Genomic DNA, 16000 nt, shown 5'->3' on the forward strand with positions numbered 1-16000 from the left:
ACGCGGAACCCGCTCACTCGAAGCGCGTGAACCGCCCGTCGCGCAGAACCGGGACCGCGTCCACCGCATCCAGGACGGCCGCGTCGGCGATGCTCGTCGGCACCAGCCCGGCGGCCCGGATCCGGTCCGTCGCCGGGACACCGGCCTGCAGCTCACGACCGGAGCCCGTCGCCCCGATCAGGTGCTTCAGCGCGCGGCGCAGGGAACGGAAACCCTCCGCTGCCACGGCCGCATCCGGCGCCGTGTGGTCGATGCCGAGGTCGGTGAGCGCCGCAGCGATCGCCCCGGCCCCGAGCTGGTCCTCCACCGCGACGCGGAGCTCTCCCGCGGCATCGAGCTCCCCGGCCGGGATGAGCGCCACCGAGGTGCGACCCTGCCGACGCTCCTGCTCCGCCTGCACGGCTCTGGCCACGGCACCGGCGTTGCGGATCGCGCCGAGCAGGACCGTGGATCCGGCGGGGGAGGCGGCCGCGACCGCCGCCCCGTTCCGCGACCATCCGAGGGCCGTCGAGAGGTCGACGTCCGCTCCCGCGGCCACCGCATCCACGATGGTCGACGAGAACCGCAGGACGTCGATGACGACGACCACATCGGCGGGAGCGAGACGGGCGAGCCCGGATACTCCCCAGTCGAGTCGGACCTGATACGGGGACTGATCGAACGGCGACGGCATCCGTCCAGCCTAGAGCCGTCAGTCGGCCGCGAGCGCCTCGACGGGAGCCACCCTGGTCGCCAACCGGGTCGGCGTCGCGGCCGCCACCAGCGTGAGCAGCGCGGTCGCCGCGACGATGATCACCACGGGCAGCCACGGCACCTGCGGAGCGATCAGCCCGGCGGGGGTGAACTCCGGCAGGACCGGCACGGACCCGAGCAGCGACTGGGCCGCAATCCATCCGTAGAGCACGCCGAGCACGAGTCCGGTGAGGGTCGCCGCCACCGTGATGTGCGTCGCCTCCAGCAGCACCATGCGGCGCACCTGCCGGTTCGACAGGCCGATCGAGCGCAGCAGCCCGAGCTCGCGGCGTCGCTGCACCACCCCGATGGTGAGCAGGTTGACGAGGCCCACGGCGGCGATCACGGCGGAGACCGCGACGAGCACCATCATGATCGCGGCGAACGCGTCGTACGGGGCGAAGAACTCCGCCGGGATCTCCTCGGTGGTCTGACTCGTCATCAGGCGCTTCGACGATTCCAGGGCCACCGCGAACATCGTCACCAGCGTGACGCCCATGACGACGCCGATGGCCATCCGCGACGACCGCTCCGGGTACCGGAGGGCGTTCTCGGCCGCGAGGCGTGCGGTCGCGCTGGACCCGAACATCCGCCCCACGAGCCGGAGCACCGGCGGCATGAAGAGCACCGAACCGAGTGCGAGGCCGGTGAAGGAGAGGATGCCGCCGAAGAACGCGACCACGACGCCGAGCGGCGTGATGAGACCGAGCACGACGCCACCAGCGAGCAGGGCCGCACCGGAGATGAGCAGCACCCAGGCTCCGATAGGACGACCCTTCCGCCCGGAGACCTCCTCGCGCGTGCGCTCGACGGCACCGCCCAGGGCCTGCAGCGGCGTGACGGCGAGGACGCGGCGCGACCCCACCCAGGCGGCGGCCCACGTGGTGAGCGCGACGCCGACCGCCGGGAGCGCGAGAGCCGGCTGCGCGAGAGAGAAGGACGACGGCGGGTTGTCGATGAGCTGGCCGCCGAGCTGGACGGCGGCCGCCGAGAGGAGGAGGCCGGCGAGCAGCCCGAGCCCCGCTCCGAGGAGCCCGACGACGAGGCCCTGCCGGCCGACCTGCACCCGCTGCGACCGTGCCGTCGCCCCGATGAGGCGCAGCAGTGCGATCTGCCGCGTGCGGCCGGCGATGATTGTCGAGAACGTGTTCGCCGTGACGATCGCCGCCACGTACATCGCCACCGCCGTGAGCAGCACCGACAGGATCGCGACGACGATCGCGAGGGTACCGCTGTCGCCGATGAACGGATCGGCCTGGAGCACGGCGCCGATGTAGGCGGTGATCTCGACGAGGAACACCCCGAACGCCGAGGACAGCGCCGCGACGAGGACGCTCGCGCCCATGCCGCGGTCACGGAGCCAGGCCAGCCGGGGTCCGGTCGTCCGCGTCTCCGGGACGACCGTGGCGAGCGCGGTCATGCCGACACCTCCGCGGCGAGCATGTAGGCGGAGATCTGCTCCGCGGTCTGGCGCGGGTGGTCTGCGACGATCCGGCCGTCGCCGAGGTAGAGCACCCGGTCGGCGTGGCTGGCCGCGATCGCGTCGTGCGTGACCATCGCGATGGACTGACCGTGCTCCCGGCTGGCGGCAGCGAGCAGCCGCAACACCTCCCGCCCGGTCTGGGAGTCGAGGTTGCCGGTGGGCTCGTCCGCGAACACGAGGTCGGGGGCGGTGGCGAGGGCCCTGGCGATGGCGACGCGCTGCTGCTGCCCGCCCGAGAGCTGGTGCGGACGGTGACCGAGGCGCTTGCCGAGACCGAGCGTCTCGATGAGACCGTCGATCCGTGCCCGCTCGATGGCGCTGGGCCGTCGGCCGTCGAGCTCGAACGGCAGCAGGATGTTGCCGAGGGCGTCGAGCGTGGGGACGAGGTTGAACGCCTGGAAAATGAACCCGACGCGGCGGCGGCGCAGGATCGTGAGGTCGAGGTCGCCGAGGCCGGTGATCTCGGTGTCGCCGATCCACGCCCGCCCCTCGGTCGGGCTGTCGAGGCCGGCCATGATGTGCATGAGGGTGGACTTGCCCGAGCCGGACGGGCCCATGATGGCGGTGAACTGTCCGCGGCGGATGCCGACGCTCACGTCGTCGAGCGCGTGGACGGTGCCCTCGCCCGAACCGTAGGTCTTCTTCAGGTGCTGGACGCGGGCGGCGAGCCCGAGGTCGGTGGTCGTGATCTCCATGGTTCCGACGCTATTTCCGCGCCCCCGTCCCCCGCGTCGCCCTCGGGAAGCATCCCGCTACATCGCGAGGATGATCCCCCTCCCCTCGACCCACCCCCTTTCGGTCGACCCACCCCTCTGCGGACCGCCACAAGGGGCCGGGAGGAACGAAAGGGGGTGGGTCGGCGTCAGGCGAGGCCGTGCTCGAACGCGAAGACCACGAGCTGCACGCGGTCGCGGAGGGCGAGCTTCGTGAGGATGCGGCTGATGTGCGTCTTCACCGTGGCTTCGCTGAGGAACTCCCGCGCGGCGATCTCGGCGTTCGAGAGTCCGCGGGCGGCGAGCGCGAAGATCTCCCGCTCCCGCTCCGTCAGCTCGGCGTACTGCGGCGGCACGGGCTTCGGAGCCTCCGCGAAGTGCTCGAACAGCTCCCTGGTCGCCGAGGCTGCGATGACGCTCGACCCGGCGTGCACGGTCCTGATCGCGGCGAGGAGGAACTCCGGATCCGCGTCCTTGAGGAGGAACCCGCTCGCTCCCTGCCGGATCGCCCTGGCTGCGGCCTCGTCGAGATCGAACGTGGTGAGCATGACGATGCGCGGGGGCTCCGGACGCGCCAGGATCTCGGCGGTCGCGGTCAGCCCGTCCATCACCGGCATCCGGATGTCCATGAGCACGACATCGGGCCGGGTCGCGGCAACGACGGCGAGCGCCTCCTGTCCGTTCCCGGCCTCCCCCACGACCTCGAGGTCCGGCTGAGAAGCCACGAGCATGCGGATCCCCGCCCGGAACAGCGCCTGGTCGTCGACGAGCACGACTCTGATCACTGCGGGGCTCCGATCGGAAGGCTGCTCTGGACGACGAACTGCGCACCACGGCGCTCGGCTTGCAGACTACCGCCCACGAGTTGCGCCCGCTCGCGCATGCCGATGAGCCCGTGTCCTCCCGGTGTTCCCGGCAGCGAATCGGGAGACACGGTGTTGCGGACCTCGATGTCCACCCGATCAGGGAGCCATGCGAGATGCACGTCCACCGCACCGTCGCCGTGGCGGATCGCGTTGGTCAGCGCTTCCTGCAGGATCCGGTAGACGGCGAGCTGGATGGCGCCGGGCGGCTCCCCAGGAGGCATGGGGTCGACGGTGACCCGCGGCTCGATGCCCGCCTGGCGCACCTGGGCGAACAGCGTCTCGAGGTCGGCGAGCGTCGGCTGGGGACCGTCGCCCTGCCGATGACGGAGCTGGGTGAGGAGCATGCGCACGTCGCTCAGGGCCCCGCGGGCGGTCTGCGCGATGGTGCCGAGCGCCTCCGTCGCCATCTCCGGCTTCACCGCCGCAGCGTAGCGTGCGCCGTCGGCCTGCGCGATGACCACGGCCAGCGAGTGCGCCACGACGTCATGCATGTCCCGTGCGATGCGGACCCGTTCCTGCTCCTCCGCCGCCAGCGCCTCGGCTTGCAGCTGCGCCGATCGGGTGCGCCGGTTGCGCAGCACGACCCGCCACAGCAGGCCGCACACCCACGCGAACCCGAGCGCCATGATCGATGCCGAGACGAGCAGGGTTCCCCCGGTCACGAGCTCCCACCCGCTGCCGGAGCCGAAGGCGACACCGCCCACGAGCACCATGTACAGTGCGGCGACGATCCCACCGACGATCACGGAACCGAAGCCCCACCAGAGCACACGGCGCGATCCCCATGCGGAGGTCGCGTACAGCACGAGGAGGATGGCGACATCGGACGGCAGCGGCCCGAAGCCGGCGAGCATCTGCACGATGGCCCCGGCCCAGGCCGCGGCGAGCGCGAGACCGGGAGCGAGGCGTCCGATCGCCACTCCGCCGAACAGGAAGATCGAGGACGCGATCAGCCCGATGACGTTGACCGCGGACGAGCCGGCCATCTCCGGTTGAGGTGCGTAGAACACGACTCCGAGCGGTGTGAAGATGACGAAGAGCAGCACCGCCCCGACGATGTCGAGGACGAGGCCGGCACGGGACAGCGGACGGATCACTCCCCCACGCTACGCGAGCGGCTCGGGGCCGGCATCCGTCGCGGGATGTATCCGTCAGGCGCGGGCGAGGATCTCCCCGTGCGGCACGAGGAACCAGCCGTCGCCGTCGTCGGCCCAGCGCTTCCAGGCGTCGCTGATCTCCTGCAGGTCGGCCGCCGATGCCATCTCCTGGTCCACGAGCTGCCGGGCGAGCGCCGATTCCAGGATGCGGTCGGCCCACATCCCGCCCCACCAGGCGCGCTCGGATGGCGTCGCGTAGCACCAGGTGGACGCCGTCGCCGTGACGTCAGCGAAGCCCGCCGCCCGCGCCCAGGCCAGGAGGCGGCGGCCGGCATCCGGCTCTCCGCCGTTCGCCCGGGCGGCGGCGCGGTAGAGCGCGAGCCACCGGTCGAGCTCCGGGAGCACCGGGAACCACACGAAGCCCGCGTAGTCGGCGTCGCGGGCGGCGATGAGTCCGCCGGGCTTCGCGACCCGGCGCATCTCCCGCAACGCCTGCACCGGATCCGCGACGTGCTGCAGCACCTGGTGCGCGTGCACGACATCGAAGGAGTCGTCGGCGAAGCTCAGCGCGTGCACGTCCTCGACGGAGAAGGCGATGTTCGCGATTCCCTGCGCGGCGGCGAGGTCGCGGGAGAGGGACAGCGCGGCGTCGTCGATCTCGGTCGCCGTGACGTGCGCGACCACTCCCGCGAAGTCCACCGTGATCGATCCCGGCCCCGCCCCCACGTCGAGGAGCCGGGTCTCGGCGGTGAGGTGTGGTCGAAGGTAGGCCGCCGAGTTCGCGATGTCCCGCACACTGTGCGAGCGGAGGACGGATTCGTGGTGTCCATGCGTGTACGAGGCCATGCGCTCAGTCTGGCACTCCCGTCGACCCACCCCGTTGCGTGTTTCCCGGCCCCTTCCGGACGGCCGCAAGGGGCCGGGGTGGCACGAAAGGGGTGGGTCAACGGGTCAGAGGGAGGCGACCATGAGGCGGATCGCCTCGCGGTCGGGCTTGCCGGAGGAGAGGACGTCGAGCTCGTCCACAAGGATCAGGCGGGACGGACGGGCGTGAGCGCCGATCTCCTCGGCCACCGCCTCCCTGGCCTGGGCGAGTTGCTCGGACTCGCTGCGTCGCAGAGCTTCCCCGCGCGCTGCGACGATGACGGAGGCCTCGCCCCAGCGGTCATCCGGCACCCCGACGACCACGGCCTGATGCAGCCCGGGGACGGCGCGGACGATGCGCTCGACCCGGTCGAGCGAGATGTTGATGCCGCCTGACACGATCACGTTGTCGGCGCGACCGTGCACGCGGACCACGCCGTCTTCGATGAGGCCGAGGTCGCCGGTCCGGTACCAGCGGATGCCGTGCTCGTCCCGCGCGAACGTGCGCGCGGTCAGCGCCGGGTCGCCCAGGTAGCCCTCCGCGAGCATGGGGCCGGCGATCCGCAGCTCGCCGTCGATCGCGCGGACGTTCACGGTGTCGAGCGGGACGCCGTCGTACACGCAGCCGCCACTGGTCTCGGTCGAGCCGTAGGTGCGCACGAGACGGACTCCGAGGTCCGCCGCCCGTTCCCGCAGCGGCTCCGGGAGCGCCTGCCCCCCGACGAGGATGGCTTCGTAGGCCTGCAGCGCCGCGAGCACCCCCGGCTCGGCACTCGCGTCGAGCAGCGTCACGATCTGCGCCGGAACGAGGGACGTGTAGAGGGCGGGAATGACGCCCGCCGTCGTGGCGAGCCGCATGCCGCGCGAGGCCTCGGCGAATGCGCGCGGCGTGAACCGCCCCTCGATTCGGGTCGGCTCGGTGCCCGCGAGGATCGAGCGCACCATCACCTGCAGCCCCGCGACGTAGCCGGCCGGCAGGGCGAGCAGCCAGCGACCGCTGCCGATCCGAGCGGCGGTGGCCTCCGCGCTCGCCCGCAGGGCCTCACCGCTGAGCGCCACCCGCTTCGGCACGCCGCTCGACCCGGACGTCGCGATCACCGCGGCGATGCCGTCGTCGACCTCCGCCGGAGCGTCGGCGAGCATCCCGAAGCCGAGGGCCGGTCCCTCGTCGAGAGCTCGGAGCAGCGCCTCCCGCAGGAGCACGGTGTCTTCTGCGTCGGTCGGGATGAGGGCGGTCACGATCGTCTCTCCGGCTCAGTAGTGCCAGGGGAAGGACGACCAGTCGGGGGCGCGCTTCTCCAGGAAGGAGTCCCGGCCCTCCACGGCCTCATCGGTGCCGTAGGCGAGGCGCGTGGCCTCGCCTGCGAACACCTGCTGCCCCACGAGCCCGTCGTCGACCGCGTTGAAGGCGAACTTCAGCATCCGGATCGCGGTCGGCGACTTCGTCAACACGGTGCGCGCCATCTTCAGCGCCTCGCGCTCGAGCTCGGCGTGCGGCACGACGCGGTTCACGGCGCCCGCATCGTAGGCCCGCTGCGCCGAGTACTCCTCGGCGAGGAAGAACACCTCCCGGGCGAACTTCTGTCCCGTCTGGCGGGCCATGTAGGCCGAGCCGTAGCCGGCGTCGAAGCTGCCGACGTCGGCGTCCGTCTGCTTGAAGCGCGCGTGCTCGGCGGAGGCGATGGTGAGGTCGCACACCACGTGCAGCGAGTGCCCGCCACCGGCCGCCCACCCGGGGACCACGGCGATGACGACCTTGGGCATGAAACGGATGAGCCGCTGCACCTCGAGGATGTGCAGCCGCCCGACAGCCGCTGCGGATGCTCCGCTGACCACGGCGGTCTCCGCATCCGAGTACTTGTACCCGTCGCGGCCGCGGATGCGCTGGTCCCCGCCGGAGCAGAACGCCCAGCCGCCGTCCTTCGGGCTCGGACCGTTGCCGGTCAGCAGCACCGCCCCGATGCGGGCATCCTGTCGGGCGTGGTCGAGGGCACGGTAGAGCTCGTCGACCGTGTGCGGGCGGAAGGCGTTGCGGACCTCAGGGCGGTGGAAGGCGATACGGGCGACCCCGCCGTCGCGGCTCACGTGCGCGGTGATGTCGGTGTAGTGCTCGGCGCCGGGCGCGAGCTCCCACTCGGCGGGATCGAACAGGTCGGAGACGAAGCCATCGGTCACGTCCACAGCATATTGCCCGGGTGCGCGCCAGGAGAGCGCCCACCCCGAAGGGCGGGCGCTCTCGTGACCATCCGGATCAGGCGCGGCGACGTCGCGCCGTCTTGATCCAGCCGTCGACGATGTCCCATCCCACCCCGAGGGCGATGCCGAAGCCCAGCAGCACGGCGAGGATGCGGAAGATCCCGCCTTCGTCGGCCGCCTCCGCGTCGCCCGCGGCGAAGCCCTCGCCGCCGGCCGTGACGATGTGCGCGAGGAAGTCGGGGTTCACGAGGTCTCCGCTCAGCAGCAGCACGCCGACCCAGGCGAGGAAAGCGAGCGCGAGCACGGTGTTGACCACCGCGAACCCGACGCTCCACCCCCGGTGGCGGTACAGGACCACCGCGAACACGGCCTCGGCGATGATGATCAGGGCCAACACGGCGATTCCCCACGGCCACAGGCCGGGGTTGAGGATCGGCAGCGCTTCACCGTCGATCACCACGAAGCCACGGAATCGGTCCCAGAGCAGCGCGCCGACCGCGAGACCCAGGAACACCAGCGACGCGATGAGCTCGTTGCGGCCCACACCGTCGTCCGCCGCCTCGGGAAGCTGGTCGACATCCCACTTCACGCCGGTGTCGGTGCCGGACCGCTCCAGGATCACGAAGACGAGGGTGGTCCAGAAGCACAGGTGCAGGATCGTGCCCCCGGCCGCGAGGATCGACGAGGAGATGATCTCGCCGACGGGGGCGTTCGCGAGCGCCTGGCCCAGTGCCACGGCGCCGAGCACGCAGATCGGCACGATGGCGAGCAGCAGCTTCAGCAGGCGCCACCACGTGAGGTAATACCGCGGACCGATGAGGTGCAGCGGGCGCTCGGCATAGCCGGCGGCGAGGATGCCGGGGTCGCCCAGAGCCGTGAGCGCCGAGCGCTCCGCGGACTCCGGGTCCTCCCCGATCTCGATGCGCGCGTCGACGGCATCGGCGATGGCTGCTTCCAGCTCGGCGCGGACGTCGTCCTGCATCTCCGGCGCGAGGCTGCGGATCGTGGCGCTGATGTAACGCTCGGTGAGCGTGGTCGTGGCGGTCATGTCAGTTCTCCTCGGGAGTGAGGGAGGCGATCGCCGCGGTGAGCGAGCGCCATTCGTCGGTGAGGGTGTCGGCCAGGCGGATGCCCGCCTCTGAGGTGCGGTAGAACTTGCGGGGCCGGGCCTCGTCGGTGTTCCACTCGCTCGTCAGGTACTCCTGCTTCTCCAGACGACGGAGCAACGGATACAGCGTGTTCGCGTCGGTCGCGAACCCGCGGCTCTCGAGTTGCTCGAGCAGCCCGTAGCCGTAGCCGGGCGTGCGCAGGAGCTGCAGGCAGGCGAGCACCACGGTGCCGCGGCGCAGTTCCTGCAGGTGCGTGTCGAGCGTTTCGTTCATGCCGTTCACATTACTGTGCGCCACACACCATTGTCAACGACACATATGCGTGCGACATCGTCCCGGCACTCGTGGCGCACAATGGGGTCATGATCCCCGCCGTCACGGAGCTCCTCGATTCCGCCCGCGTCGTCGCGCTGCCGATGCAGACCTCTTTCCGCGGCGTGGAGACGCGAGAGGCCCTGCTCTTCGAAGGCCCGGAGGGCTGGGCCGAGTTCTCCCCGTTCGTCGAATACGACGACGCGGAGGCCGCGACCTGGCTCGCCGCCGCGATCGATTACGCCTACGCGCCGCAACCCGCGCCGCTACGCGACCGGGTCGGCGTCAATGCCACCGTGCCTGCCGTCGATGCCGCTCGCGTGCCCGAGGTCCTCGCGCGCTTCTCCGGATGCCGGACCGCGAAGGTGAAGGTCGCCGAGCCCGGGCAGGTGCTGGCGGACGATGTCGCCCGGGTCCGCGCCGTCCGCGAGACGCTCGGACCGGAGGGTCGCATCCGGGTCGACGCGAACGGGCTGTGGAACGTGGACGAGGCGGAGCACGCCGTCCACGCGCTCGCCGTGTTCGACCTGGAGTACATCGAGCAGCCCTGCGCCTCCGTGCCCGAGCTCGTCGAGCTCCGGCGGCGGATCTCCTACATGGGGATCCCGGTCGCCGCGGACGAGAGCATCCGGAAGTCCGGCGACCCCCTCGCCGTCGCACGCGCCGGCGCGGCGGACATCGTCGTCATCAAGGCGCAGCCGCTCGGCGGGCTCACCCATGCCTTGCAGATCGTCACCGCGGCCGGCCTCCCCGCGGTGGTCTCCAGCGCCCTGGACACCGCAATCGGCCTCTCCCAGGGAGCGGCTCTGGCTGCCGCCCTCCCGACCCTCGACTACGACTGCGGCCTGGGAACCGCCTCCCTGTTCCAGGACGATGTCGCCGACCTCCGCCCGGTGGACGGCGCGATCCCGGTCGGGCGCGTGTCCCCCGATCCTGCGGCCCTCACGCGCCTCGCCGCCGCGGACGAACGTCGCGAGTGGTGGCTGGCCCGCCTGGCCCGCTGCCACCACAAGCTGCTCGCAGCGCGCGGCGCCTAGGACTCGACGAGGAGTTCCACGAGCCGCCCGAGCTCCTCGCCGCCGGCGTGCCGCAGGGCCGCGTCGTCCCGACCGGCCATGGCGCCACGCACGGTCATGCCCTCCCAGAGGATCATGAGCATGCGCGCCGCATCGGTGGCGGGCACCCGGAGGCGCAGCGTCCCCGCCGCCTCGACGATGTCCTCCACGATGCGCGCGATGCTCGCCACCATCTCGCGCTCCTGGGCGAGGTAGGCCTCTCCGAACTGCGGATCACGCAGGGCCCGGATCCGGATCTCGCTCATGAGCATCACGCCCAGGCGGTCGTCGCTGCCGAGCTCCATGATCTGCTGGACGAGGTCCTTCGGGTCGCAGTCGTCGGCGAGCTCGCCGTCCGCCCGCATCTGCTCCACGCGGGTCCGCACGGCTGCCACCCTCGCGTCGGCGACACCGGCCGCGAGGGTCAGGAACAGTTCGTCCTTCGAGTCGAAGTTCGAGTAGAACGCCCCGCGCGTGAAGCCGGCGCGCTCGCAGACCGCCTCGACCGAGGCGCCATCCAGGCCGACCTCGGCGAATACCTGCGCGGCGGCCTCCAGCAGACGCGCCTTCGTGTTCTCCCGGCTGCGGGTGGCGGGTGACGACATCGGAACCTCCTGGCCTTCCCTCTCGACGATTCACACCCGGTGCACAGACTCCGGATAGCGGATGACCTTACGATACATCTATGTATCGGATACACCTGTGTATCCACCCGGCACCCCACGGAGATTCGCGTGTCCACACTCCTCTCGTCCCTCGGACGCTGGTCCTTCCGCCACCCGTGGCGCGTCCTCGTCTCCTGGCTCCTCGCCCTCGGCATCGCCGGAGCCGGAGCCGTGGTCCTCGGCGCCGGCACCGACAACACGTTCTCCATCCCCGGGACCGAGTCCCAGGCCGGCCTCGAGCAGCTCTCCCGCTCCTTCCCCCAGGTGAGCGGCACGAACGCGCAGTTCATCGTCGTGGCCGCCGACGGCGACGAGATCACCGATGACGAGTACCGTGAGCCGATCGAGGACGCCGTGTCGGAGCTCGGCGACCTCGACGAGGTCCTCGCCGCCACCTCGCCGTACGACGAGATGGTCAACGGCATGATCAACGACGACGACACGGCCGCCATCGTGCGCCTGCAGTTCGACGGCGAGTCCACCGACGTCTCCGAGGAGACGAAGGACGCCCTGCGCTCCACCGTCGACGAGCTTGCGGCAGAGCTCCCCGACGGTGCGCAGGCCTCTCTCGGCGGCGACCTCTTCGCGATCTCGATCCCCGGCGTCACCCTCACCGAGGCCGTCGGGCTGCTCATCGCCCTTCTCGTGCTCATCGTCACGTTCCGCTCGTTCGTCGTCGCCGGGCTCCCCCTGCTCACCGCGATCCTCGGCGTCGGCATCTCGATGGCCGGGATCTTCACGGCCACCGCCTTCGCGACCGTCTCCTCCACCACGCCGCTGCTCGCCTTGATGCTCGGACTCGCGGTCGGGATCGACTACGCGCTCTTCATCGTCGCGCGCCACCAGGACCAGGTCCGAGACGGCGTGGACCCCGAGGAGTCGGCCGCCCGGGCGGTGGGCACGGCAGGGTCGGCGGTCGTCTTCGCCGGCGTCACCGTGCTCATCGCGCTGATCGGCCTCGGCTTCGCGGGGATCCCGTTCCTCACCACCATGGGCGTCGCGGCGTCCGTGGCCGTCGCGGTCGCCGTGGCGATCGCGGTAACGCTGACCCCCGCCCTCCTCGGATTCCTGGGGGGCCGCGTCGCCGGACGACCGAAGCGCGCGAAGGCTCCGAAGAAGACGGCTGTCGAGGACGCCGTTGCCCGGCCCCGCGGCAGCCGTCGGTGGGTCGGGGGTGTGACGAAGCACCCCGTCCTCGTGTCCCTCGCAGTCGTCCTCGGCCTCGGCATCGTCGCTGTCCCCGCCCTCAGCCTCGACCTCGCCCTGCCGAACGCCGGGGTCCTGCCGAAGGACTCCGAGGCCCGCCAGAACTACGACCTCGTCGGCGAGCAGTTCGGCCCCGGTTTCAACGGCCCCCTCATCCTCACCGGGACCATCGTCACCTCCACCGGCCCCCTCGGTCTCATGGAAGACCTCGGAGACGCGGTGGCCGAGGTTCCCGGCGTGAAGGAGGTCGCCCTCGCGACGCCGAACGAGACCGCCGACACCGGCATCGTCCAGATCATCCCGGAGACGGCTCCCGACGACCCCGCGACGGCCGACCTCGTGCGCGAGCTCCGCAGCCACCACGACGAGTGGCTGGACGAGTTCGGCATCGACCTCAAGGTCACCGGCTTCACCGCCGTCGGCATCGACATCTCGGATCAGCTCGGGGCGGCTCTGCTGCCGTTCGGGATCTTCGTTATCGGTCTCTCGCTGATCCTCCTCACCATCGTGTTCCGCTCCCTCTGGGTGCCGATCACCGCCGCGGCGGGCTACCTGCTGTCGATCGTCGCCGCCTTCGGCGTCGTCGGGGCGGTCTTCGAGTGGGGATGGTTCGCCGACCTCCTGCACGTCGCCAAGGTCGGCCCGATCATCAGCTTCATGCCGATCATCCTCATGGGCGTGCTCTTCGGCCTGGCGATGGACTACCAGGTGTTCCTCGTGTCGCGGATGCGCGAGGACTTCGTGCACGATCCCGACCTCCGCCAGGGTGCGGGAGCGGTGAACCGCGCCACCCGGCGGGCCGCAGCTCTGCGCGCCGTACGGAGCGGGTTCACCGGGTCGGCGAAGGTCGTCACGGCGGCCGGCCTCATCATGTTCGCGGTGTTCGTCGCCTTCGTGCCGGAGGGCGACTCCTCCCTCAAGCCCATCGCCCTCGGACTCGCCGCCGGCATCGCCTTCGACGCCTTCCTCGTGCGCATGACGCTGATCCCGGCGCTCATGGCGATCCTCGGCGAGCGCGCCTGGGAGATCCCGTCGTGGCTCGAGCGAATCCTCCCCCGGGCGGACATCGAGGGCGAGGCGGTGGAACGCGAACGGCACCTCGAGGCCTGGCCGGGCGACGGGTCGCTCGTCGCCGCGGACGATCTGGAGTTCGGCGCCGGCCCCTCGACGACGGAGGGACTGTCGCTGCGGCTCGCACCCGGCGCGGCCGTGGTCGCGAGCGGCGCGGACGCCGGGACGCTGCGGGCCCTCGCTCTCACCGTCGGCGCCCGCATCGCCCCGGCCGACGGACGCCTCCGTGTCGCCGGACACCTGCTCCCCGGTCGTGCGGCCTGGGTCCGTTCCCACGTGGGCTGCGTGCTCGCGGGAGACGACGCCCCGGTGCTCGCCGACCTCCGCGAAGCCCTCCGCGGTCGTTCCGAGCTCGTGGTGATCGACGGCGCGGACCGGCTCCGCGGCGGCGAGCGCGACCAGGTCGCCGCGATGCTGCGCGACGCGAGGTCGCGCCGAGAGCTCGCCGTCTTCGCCACCGCCGTCGATCCCGACGCGGCCCGTTCCCTCCTCGCGGACGCCGGATGGCCGTCCGCCGACGTACTCGACACGCGCGCGCCCCGCCCGAGCGCCGCAGAAACGACCGAGGTGCCCGCATGACCCTCCCCCTCGAGCGCGCCCGCTCACGTAAGCCCATCACCTGGCTCACGATCCTCGGCGTCCTGCTGCTGCCCGCCGCGATCGGCGGCATCCTCATGGCGGCGCTCTACAACCCGACCGAGCGCCTCGACTCCATGACCGCGGCGATCGTGAACCTCGACGAACCCGTCGAGATCGACGGCCAGACCGCCCCCCTCGGGCGGCAGCTCGCGTCCGGGCTCGTCGAGGGGTCGGACGATCTCGACTCGAACCTCACGTGGGTCATCTCCAACGAGGAGGACGCCGCCGACGGGCTCGCCGACGGCACCTACCAGGCCGTCATCACGATCCCCGAGGACTTCTCGGCCGCGGCGACCTCCGCAGGTCAGGCGGTCGCGGACGGCGGCGGGGACGCGGAGCAGGCGACGATCCAGGTGACGACGCCCGACGACGGCCTCGTGGCCGACGACCTCATCACCGGGCAGATCGCCGATGCGGCGGCCTCGACGCTCGGCACCACGCTGTCCGAGGCCACGACCGAGAACATCCTCGTCGGCTTCACCACCATCGGCGACCAGATCGGCGACGCGGCGGACGGGGCCCTGGAGCTGGCGAAGGGTGCCCGTGACGCGGCGACCGGCGCTGCGGCCCTCCCGGAGGGTGCGACGCAGCTCGCCGCGGGTGCCGGAGAGCTGGCTACCGGGGCCTCGACCCTCGCGTCCGGCCTCGACACGATCGCGGGGCAGACGCGGCAGGCGGCGACCGGCGCCGGCACCATCGGGGCGGGACTCAGCTCCGGGGCGACCGAGCTCCAGGGCCGGGTCGCCGACGTGCAGCAGCTCACGGGCGGGATCCAGTCGGCGGCCGCGGCCGCAGGATCCGCTGCGGGCGAGTCCGCCGCGGTCGCGCAGGGTCTCGGGACGTTGGCGGCCACCGCGTGCGCCGCCGACCCGACCTCGGCGGAGTGCGAGCAGCTCTCCGCCCTCGCGGAGCAGGCGGTGACGGCAGCGACCTCGGCCGGGACCGCCGCCGGCATCCTCAACGACAAGCAGGTGGCCGAGGGCGTGGCCGCGCTTCCCGGGTCCTTCTCCACGCTGGCCACCCAGCTCGGCCAGGCGGGTGCCGGGGCGACCGAGCTCGCCGGCGGGCTCAACCGCCTCGCGACGGAGGGCGTGGACCAGTCGGCCGCAGGAGCGCGGGCGCTGTCGTCCGGCGCGACGCAGCTCGCCGACGGTGCGACCCAGCTCGCCGACGGCAGCACGGAGCTCGCCACCGGCCTCGACACCCTCGCGACCGGCACCGGAGACCTCGCGGGCGGACTGCGCACCGCCGCGGACTCCCTTCCGTCCTTCAGCGACGAGGAGTCGACGTCGCTGGCGTCGGTGATCGCTGATCCGGTGGCGACCGACTCCTCGATGGGCTCGCTCTTCGGCCCCACCGCGATCCCGCTGCTCACCGCGGTGGTGCTGTGGTTCGGCGGCCTCGCGTCCTTCCTCGTGCTCCGTGCCCACACGGCTCGCACCCTCACCTCGCGACGCTCCTCCGCCTCCCTCACCCTCCGCGCGTTCTGGCCGGCCGCGGCGATCGGCGCGGCCCAGGGTCTGCTCGTCTCGCTCATCGTGCAGATCGTGGCCGACTACGACGTCGCGGAGTGGTGGGCCTTCGCGGGAACCGCCGTCCTCGCCGGGGTGGTGTTCGCGGCCGTGAACCAGGCCCTCGTGGCGGTGTTCGGCGGCGTCGGACGCTGGATCGCCGCACTGATCGGTGTCATCGCCGTGGCGACGGGACTCATCTCGACCGTGCCCGACTGGCTCGCGAGCATCGGGGCCGCCCTCCCGACCGCACCGGCCTTCGCGGGTCTCGTGGAGGCGAGCGGGGCCGCCGTCGCCGCCCTCGTCGTCTGGGGCGTGCTCTCGCTCGTCGCCACGACGGTGGTCGTCGCGGTCCGCCGCACGACCACGGCCCGTGCCGTCGTCACCGCCTGACCCCGGGCACAGCTGCGGAGATCACGCACGACACGCCGCCGGGCACCCCGCTCCGGCGGCGTGTCGTGTGGCGACCTCCGAAACAGTG

At 71.9% G+C, this 16000-nt stretch carries 14 protein-coding genes; 3 read left to right on the top strand and 11 right to left on the bottom strand.

Annotation, left to right across the window (positions count from 1 at the left end):
- Nucleotides 1–13: 13 nt before the first annotated feature.
- The 10 genes from CYL12_RS08920 to CYL12_RS08965 form a co-directional block, all read right to left on the bottom strand.
- Nucleotides 14–673, bottom strand: coding sequence for a 2-phosphosulfolactate phosphatase (locus tag CYL12_RS08920; protein ID WP_101847287.1), 660 nt, complete (start codon nucleotides 671–673; stop codon nucleotides 14–16).
- A gap of 18 nt (nucleotides 674–691) precedes the next feature.
- A complete protein-coding gene (locus tag CYL12_RS08925) occupies nucleotides 692–2152 on the bottom strand; it encodes an ABC transporter permease (protein WP_101847288.1) in 1461 nt (486 codons plus the stop codon).
- Nucleotides 2149–2910: an ABC transporter ATP-binding protein gene (locus tag CYL12_RS08930; protein ID WP_101847289.1), complete on the bottom strand. Its 762-nt coding sequence runs from the start codon at nucleotides 2908–2910 to the stop codon at nucleotides 2149–2151. The genes CYL12_RS08925 and CYL12_RS08930 overlap by 4 nt, the downstream gene beginning before the upstream one ends.
- Before the next feature lie 167 nt (nucleotides 2911–3077).
- Complete coding sequence (locus CYL12_RS08935; RefSeq protein ID WP_101847290.1) at nucleotides 3078–3713, bottom strand: response regulator; 636 nt, start codon at nucleotides 3711–3713, stop codon at nucleotides 3078–3080.
- Complete coding sequence (locus CYL12_RS08940; RefSeq protein WP_101847291.1) at nucleotides 3710–4891, bottom strand: sensor histidine kinase; 1182 nt, start codon at nucleotides 4889–4891, stop codon at nucleotides 3710–3712. The genes CYL12_RS08935 and CYL12_RS08940 overlap by 4 nt, the downstream gene beginning before the upstream one ends.
- A 54-nt stretch (nucleotides 4892–4945) precedes the next feature.
- Nucleotides 4946–5737: a class I SAM-dependent methyltransferase gene (locus CYL12_RS08945; RefSeq protein WP_101847292.1), complete on the bottom strand. Its 792-nt coding sequence runs from the start codon at nucleotides 5735–5737 to the stop codon at nucleotides 4946–4948.
- 105 nt (nucleotides 5738–5842) lie between these two features.
- Nucleotides 5843–6994, bottom strand: coding sequence for an AMP-binding protein (locus CYL12_RS08950; protein WP_199399094.1), 1152 nt, complete (start codon nucleotides 6992–6994; stop codon nucleotides 5843–5845).
- A 15-nt stretch (nucleotides 6995–7009) separates the two neighbouring features.
- Complete coding sequence (locus CYL12_RS08955) at nucleotides 7010–7930, bottom strand: 1,4-dihydroxy-2-naphthoyl-CoA synthase (protein WP_101848745.1); 921 nt, start codon at nucleotides 7928–7930, stop codon at nucleotides 7010–7012.
- 76 nt (nucleotides 7931–8006) lie between these two features.
- On the bottom strand, nucleotides 8007–8999 hold the full coding sequence (locus tag CYL12_RS08960; RefSeq protein WP_101847293.1) for a permease prefix domain 1-containing protein: 993 nt from the start codon (nucleotides 8997–8999) through the stop codon (nucleotides 8007–8009).
- Between the two features lies 1 nt (nucleotide 9000).
- Complete coding sequence (locus CYL12_RS08965) at nucleotides 9001–9333, bottom strand: PadR family transcriptional regulator (RefSeq protein ID WP_101848746.1); 333 nt, start codon at nucleotides 9331–9333, stop codon at nucleotides 9001–9003.
- An 89-nt stretch (nucleotides 9334–9422) separates the two neighbouring features.
- On the opposite strand from CYL12_RS08965, the gene CYL12_RS08970 reads away from it, so the two are divergent.
- Nucleotides 9423–10409 carry an o-succinylbenzoate synthase gene (locus tag CYL12_RS08970; protein ID WP_101847294.1) on the top strand — a complete coding sequence of 329 codons (987 nt, stop codon included), beginning with the start codon at nucleotides 9423–9425 and terminating at the stop codon, nucleotides 10407–10409.
- Here the strand turns inward: CYL12_RS08970 and CYL12_RS08975 are convergent.
- Nucleotides 10406–11032 (bottom strand): TetR/AcrR family transcriptional regulator, encoded by a 627-nt coding sequence (locus CYL12_RS08975; protein ID WP_101847295.1) that lies wholly within the window; start codon nucleotides 11030–11032, stop codon nucleotides 10406–10408. The two genes, CYL12_RS08970 and CYL12_RS08975, sit on opposite strands and share 4 nt — an antisense overlap.
- Nucleotides 11033–11161: 129 nt before the next feature.
- Between CYL12_RS08975 and CYL12_RS08980 the strand changes: the two genes are divergently transcribed.
- Both CYL12_RS08980 and CYL12_RS08985 read left to right on the top strand, forming a co-directional pair.
- Nucleotides 11162–13948, top strand: coding sequence for an MMPL family transporter (locus tag CYL12_RS08980; RefSeq protein ID WP_101847296.1), 2787 nt, complete (start codon nucleotides 11162–11164; stop codon nucleotides 13946–13948).
- Nucleotides 13945–15912: a YhgE/Pip domain-containing protein gene (locus CYL12_RS08985; RefSeq protein WP_101847297.1), complete on the top strand. Its 1968-nt coding sequence runs from the start codon at nucleotides 13945–13947 to the stop codon at nucleotides 15910–15912. Before CYL12_RS08980 ends, CYL12_RS08985 begins: the two co-directional genes overlap by 4 nt.
- Nucleotides 15913–16000 lie beyond the last annotated feature (88 nt).

The sequence above is a fragment of the Zhihengliuella sp. ISTPL4 genome (assembly GCF_002848265.1).
In the GTDB taxonomy this organism is placed as follows: domain Bacteria; phylum Actinomycetota; class Actinomycetes; order Actinomycetales; family Microbacteriaceae; genus Microbacterium.

Coding starts and splice junctions, on each gene's coding strand:
- CYL12_RS08925 (WP_101847288.1), bottom strand. CDS start 2,152: ATGACCGCGCTCGCCACGGTCGTCCCGGAGACGCGGACGACCGGACCC.
- CYL12_RS08920 (WP_101847287.1), bottom strand. CDS start 673: ATGCCGTCGCCGTTCGATCAGTCCCCGTATCAGGTCCGACTCGACTGG.
- CYL12_RS08975 (WP_101847295.1), bottom strand. CDS start 11,032: ATGTCGTCACCCGCCACCCGCAGCCGGGAGAACACGAAGGCGCGTCTG.
- CYL12_RS08945 (WP_101847292.1), bottom strand. CDS start 5,737: ATGGCCTCGTACACGCATGGACACCACGAATCCGTCCTCCGCTCGCAC.
- CYL12_RS08985 (WP_101847297.1), top strand. CDS start 13,945: ATGACCCTCCCCCTCGAGCGCGCCCGCTCACGTAAGCCCATCACCTGG.
- CYL12_RS08930 (WP_101847289.1), bottom strand. CDS start 2,910: ATGGAGATCACGACCACCGACCTCGGGCTCGCCGCCCGCGTCCAGCAC.
- CYL12_RS08960 (WP_101847293.1), bottom strand. CDS start 8,999: ATGACCGCCACGACCACGCTCACCGAGCGTTACATCAGCGCCACGATC.
- CYL12_RS08965 (WP_101848746.1), bottom strand. CDS start 9,333: ATGAACGAAACGCTCGACACGCACCTGCAGGAACTGCGCCGCGGCACC.
- CYL12_RS08970 (WP_101847294.1), top strand. CDS start 9,423: ATGATCCCCGCCGTCACGGAGCTCCTCGATTCCGCCCGCGTCGTCGCG.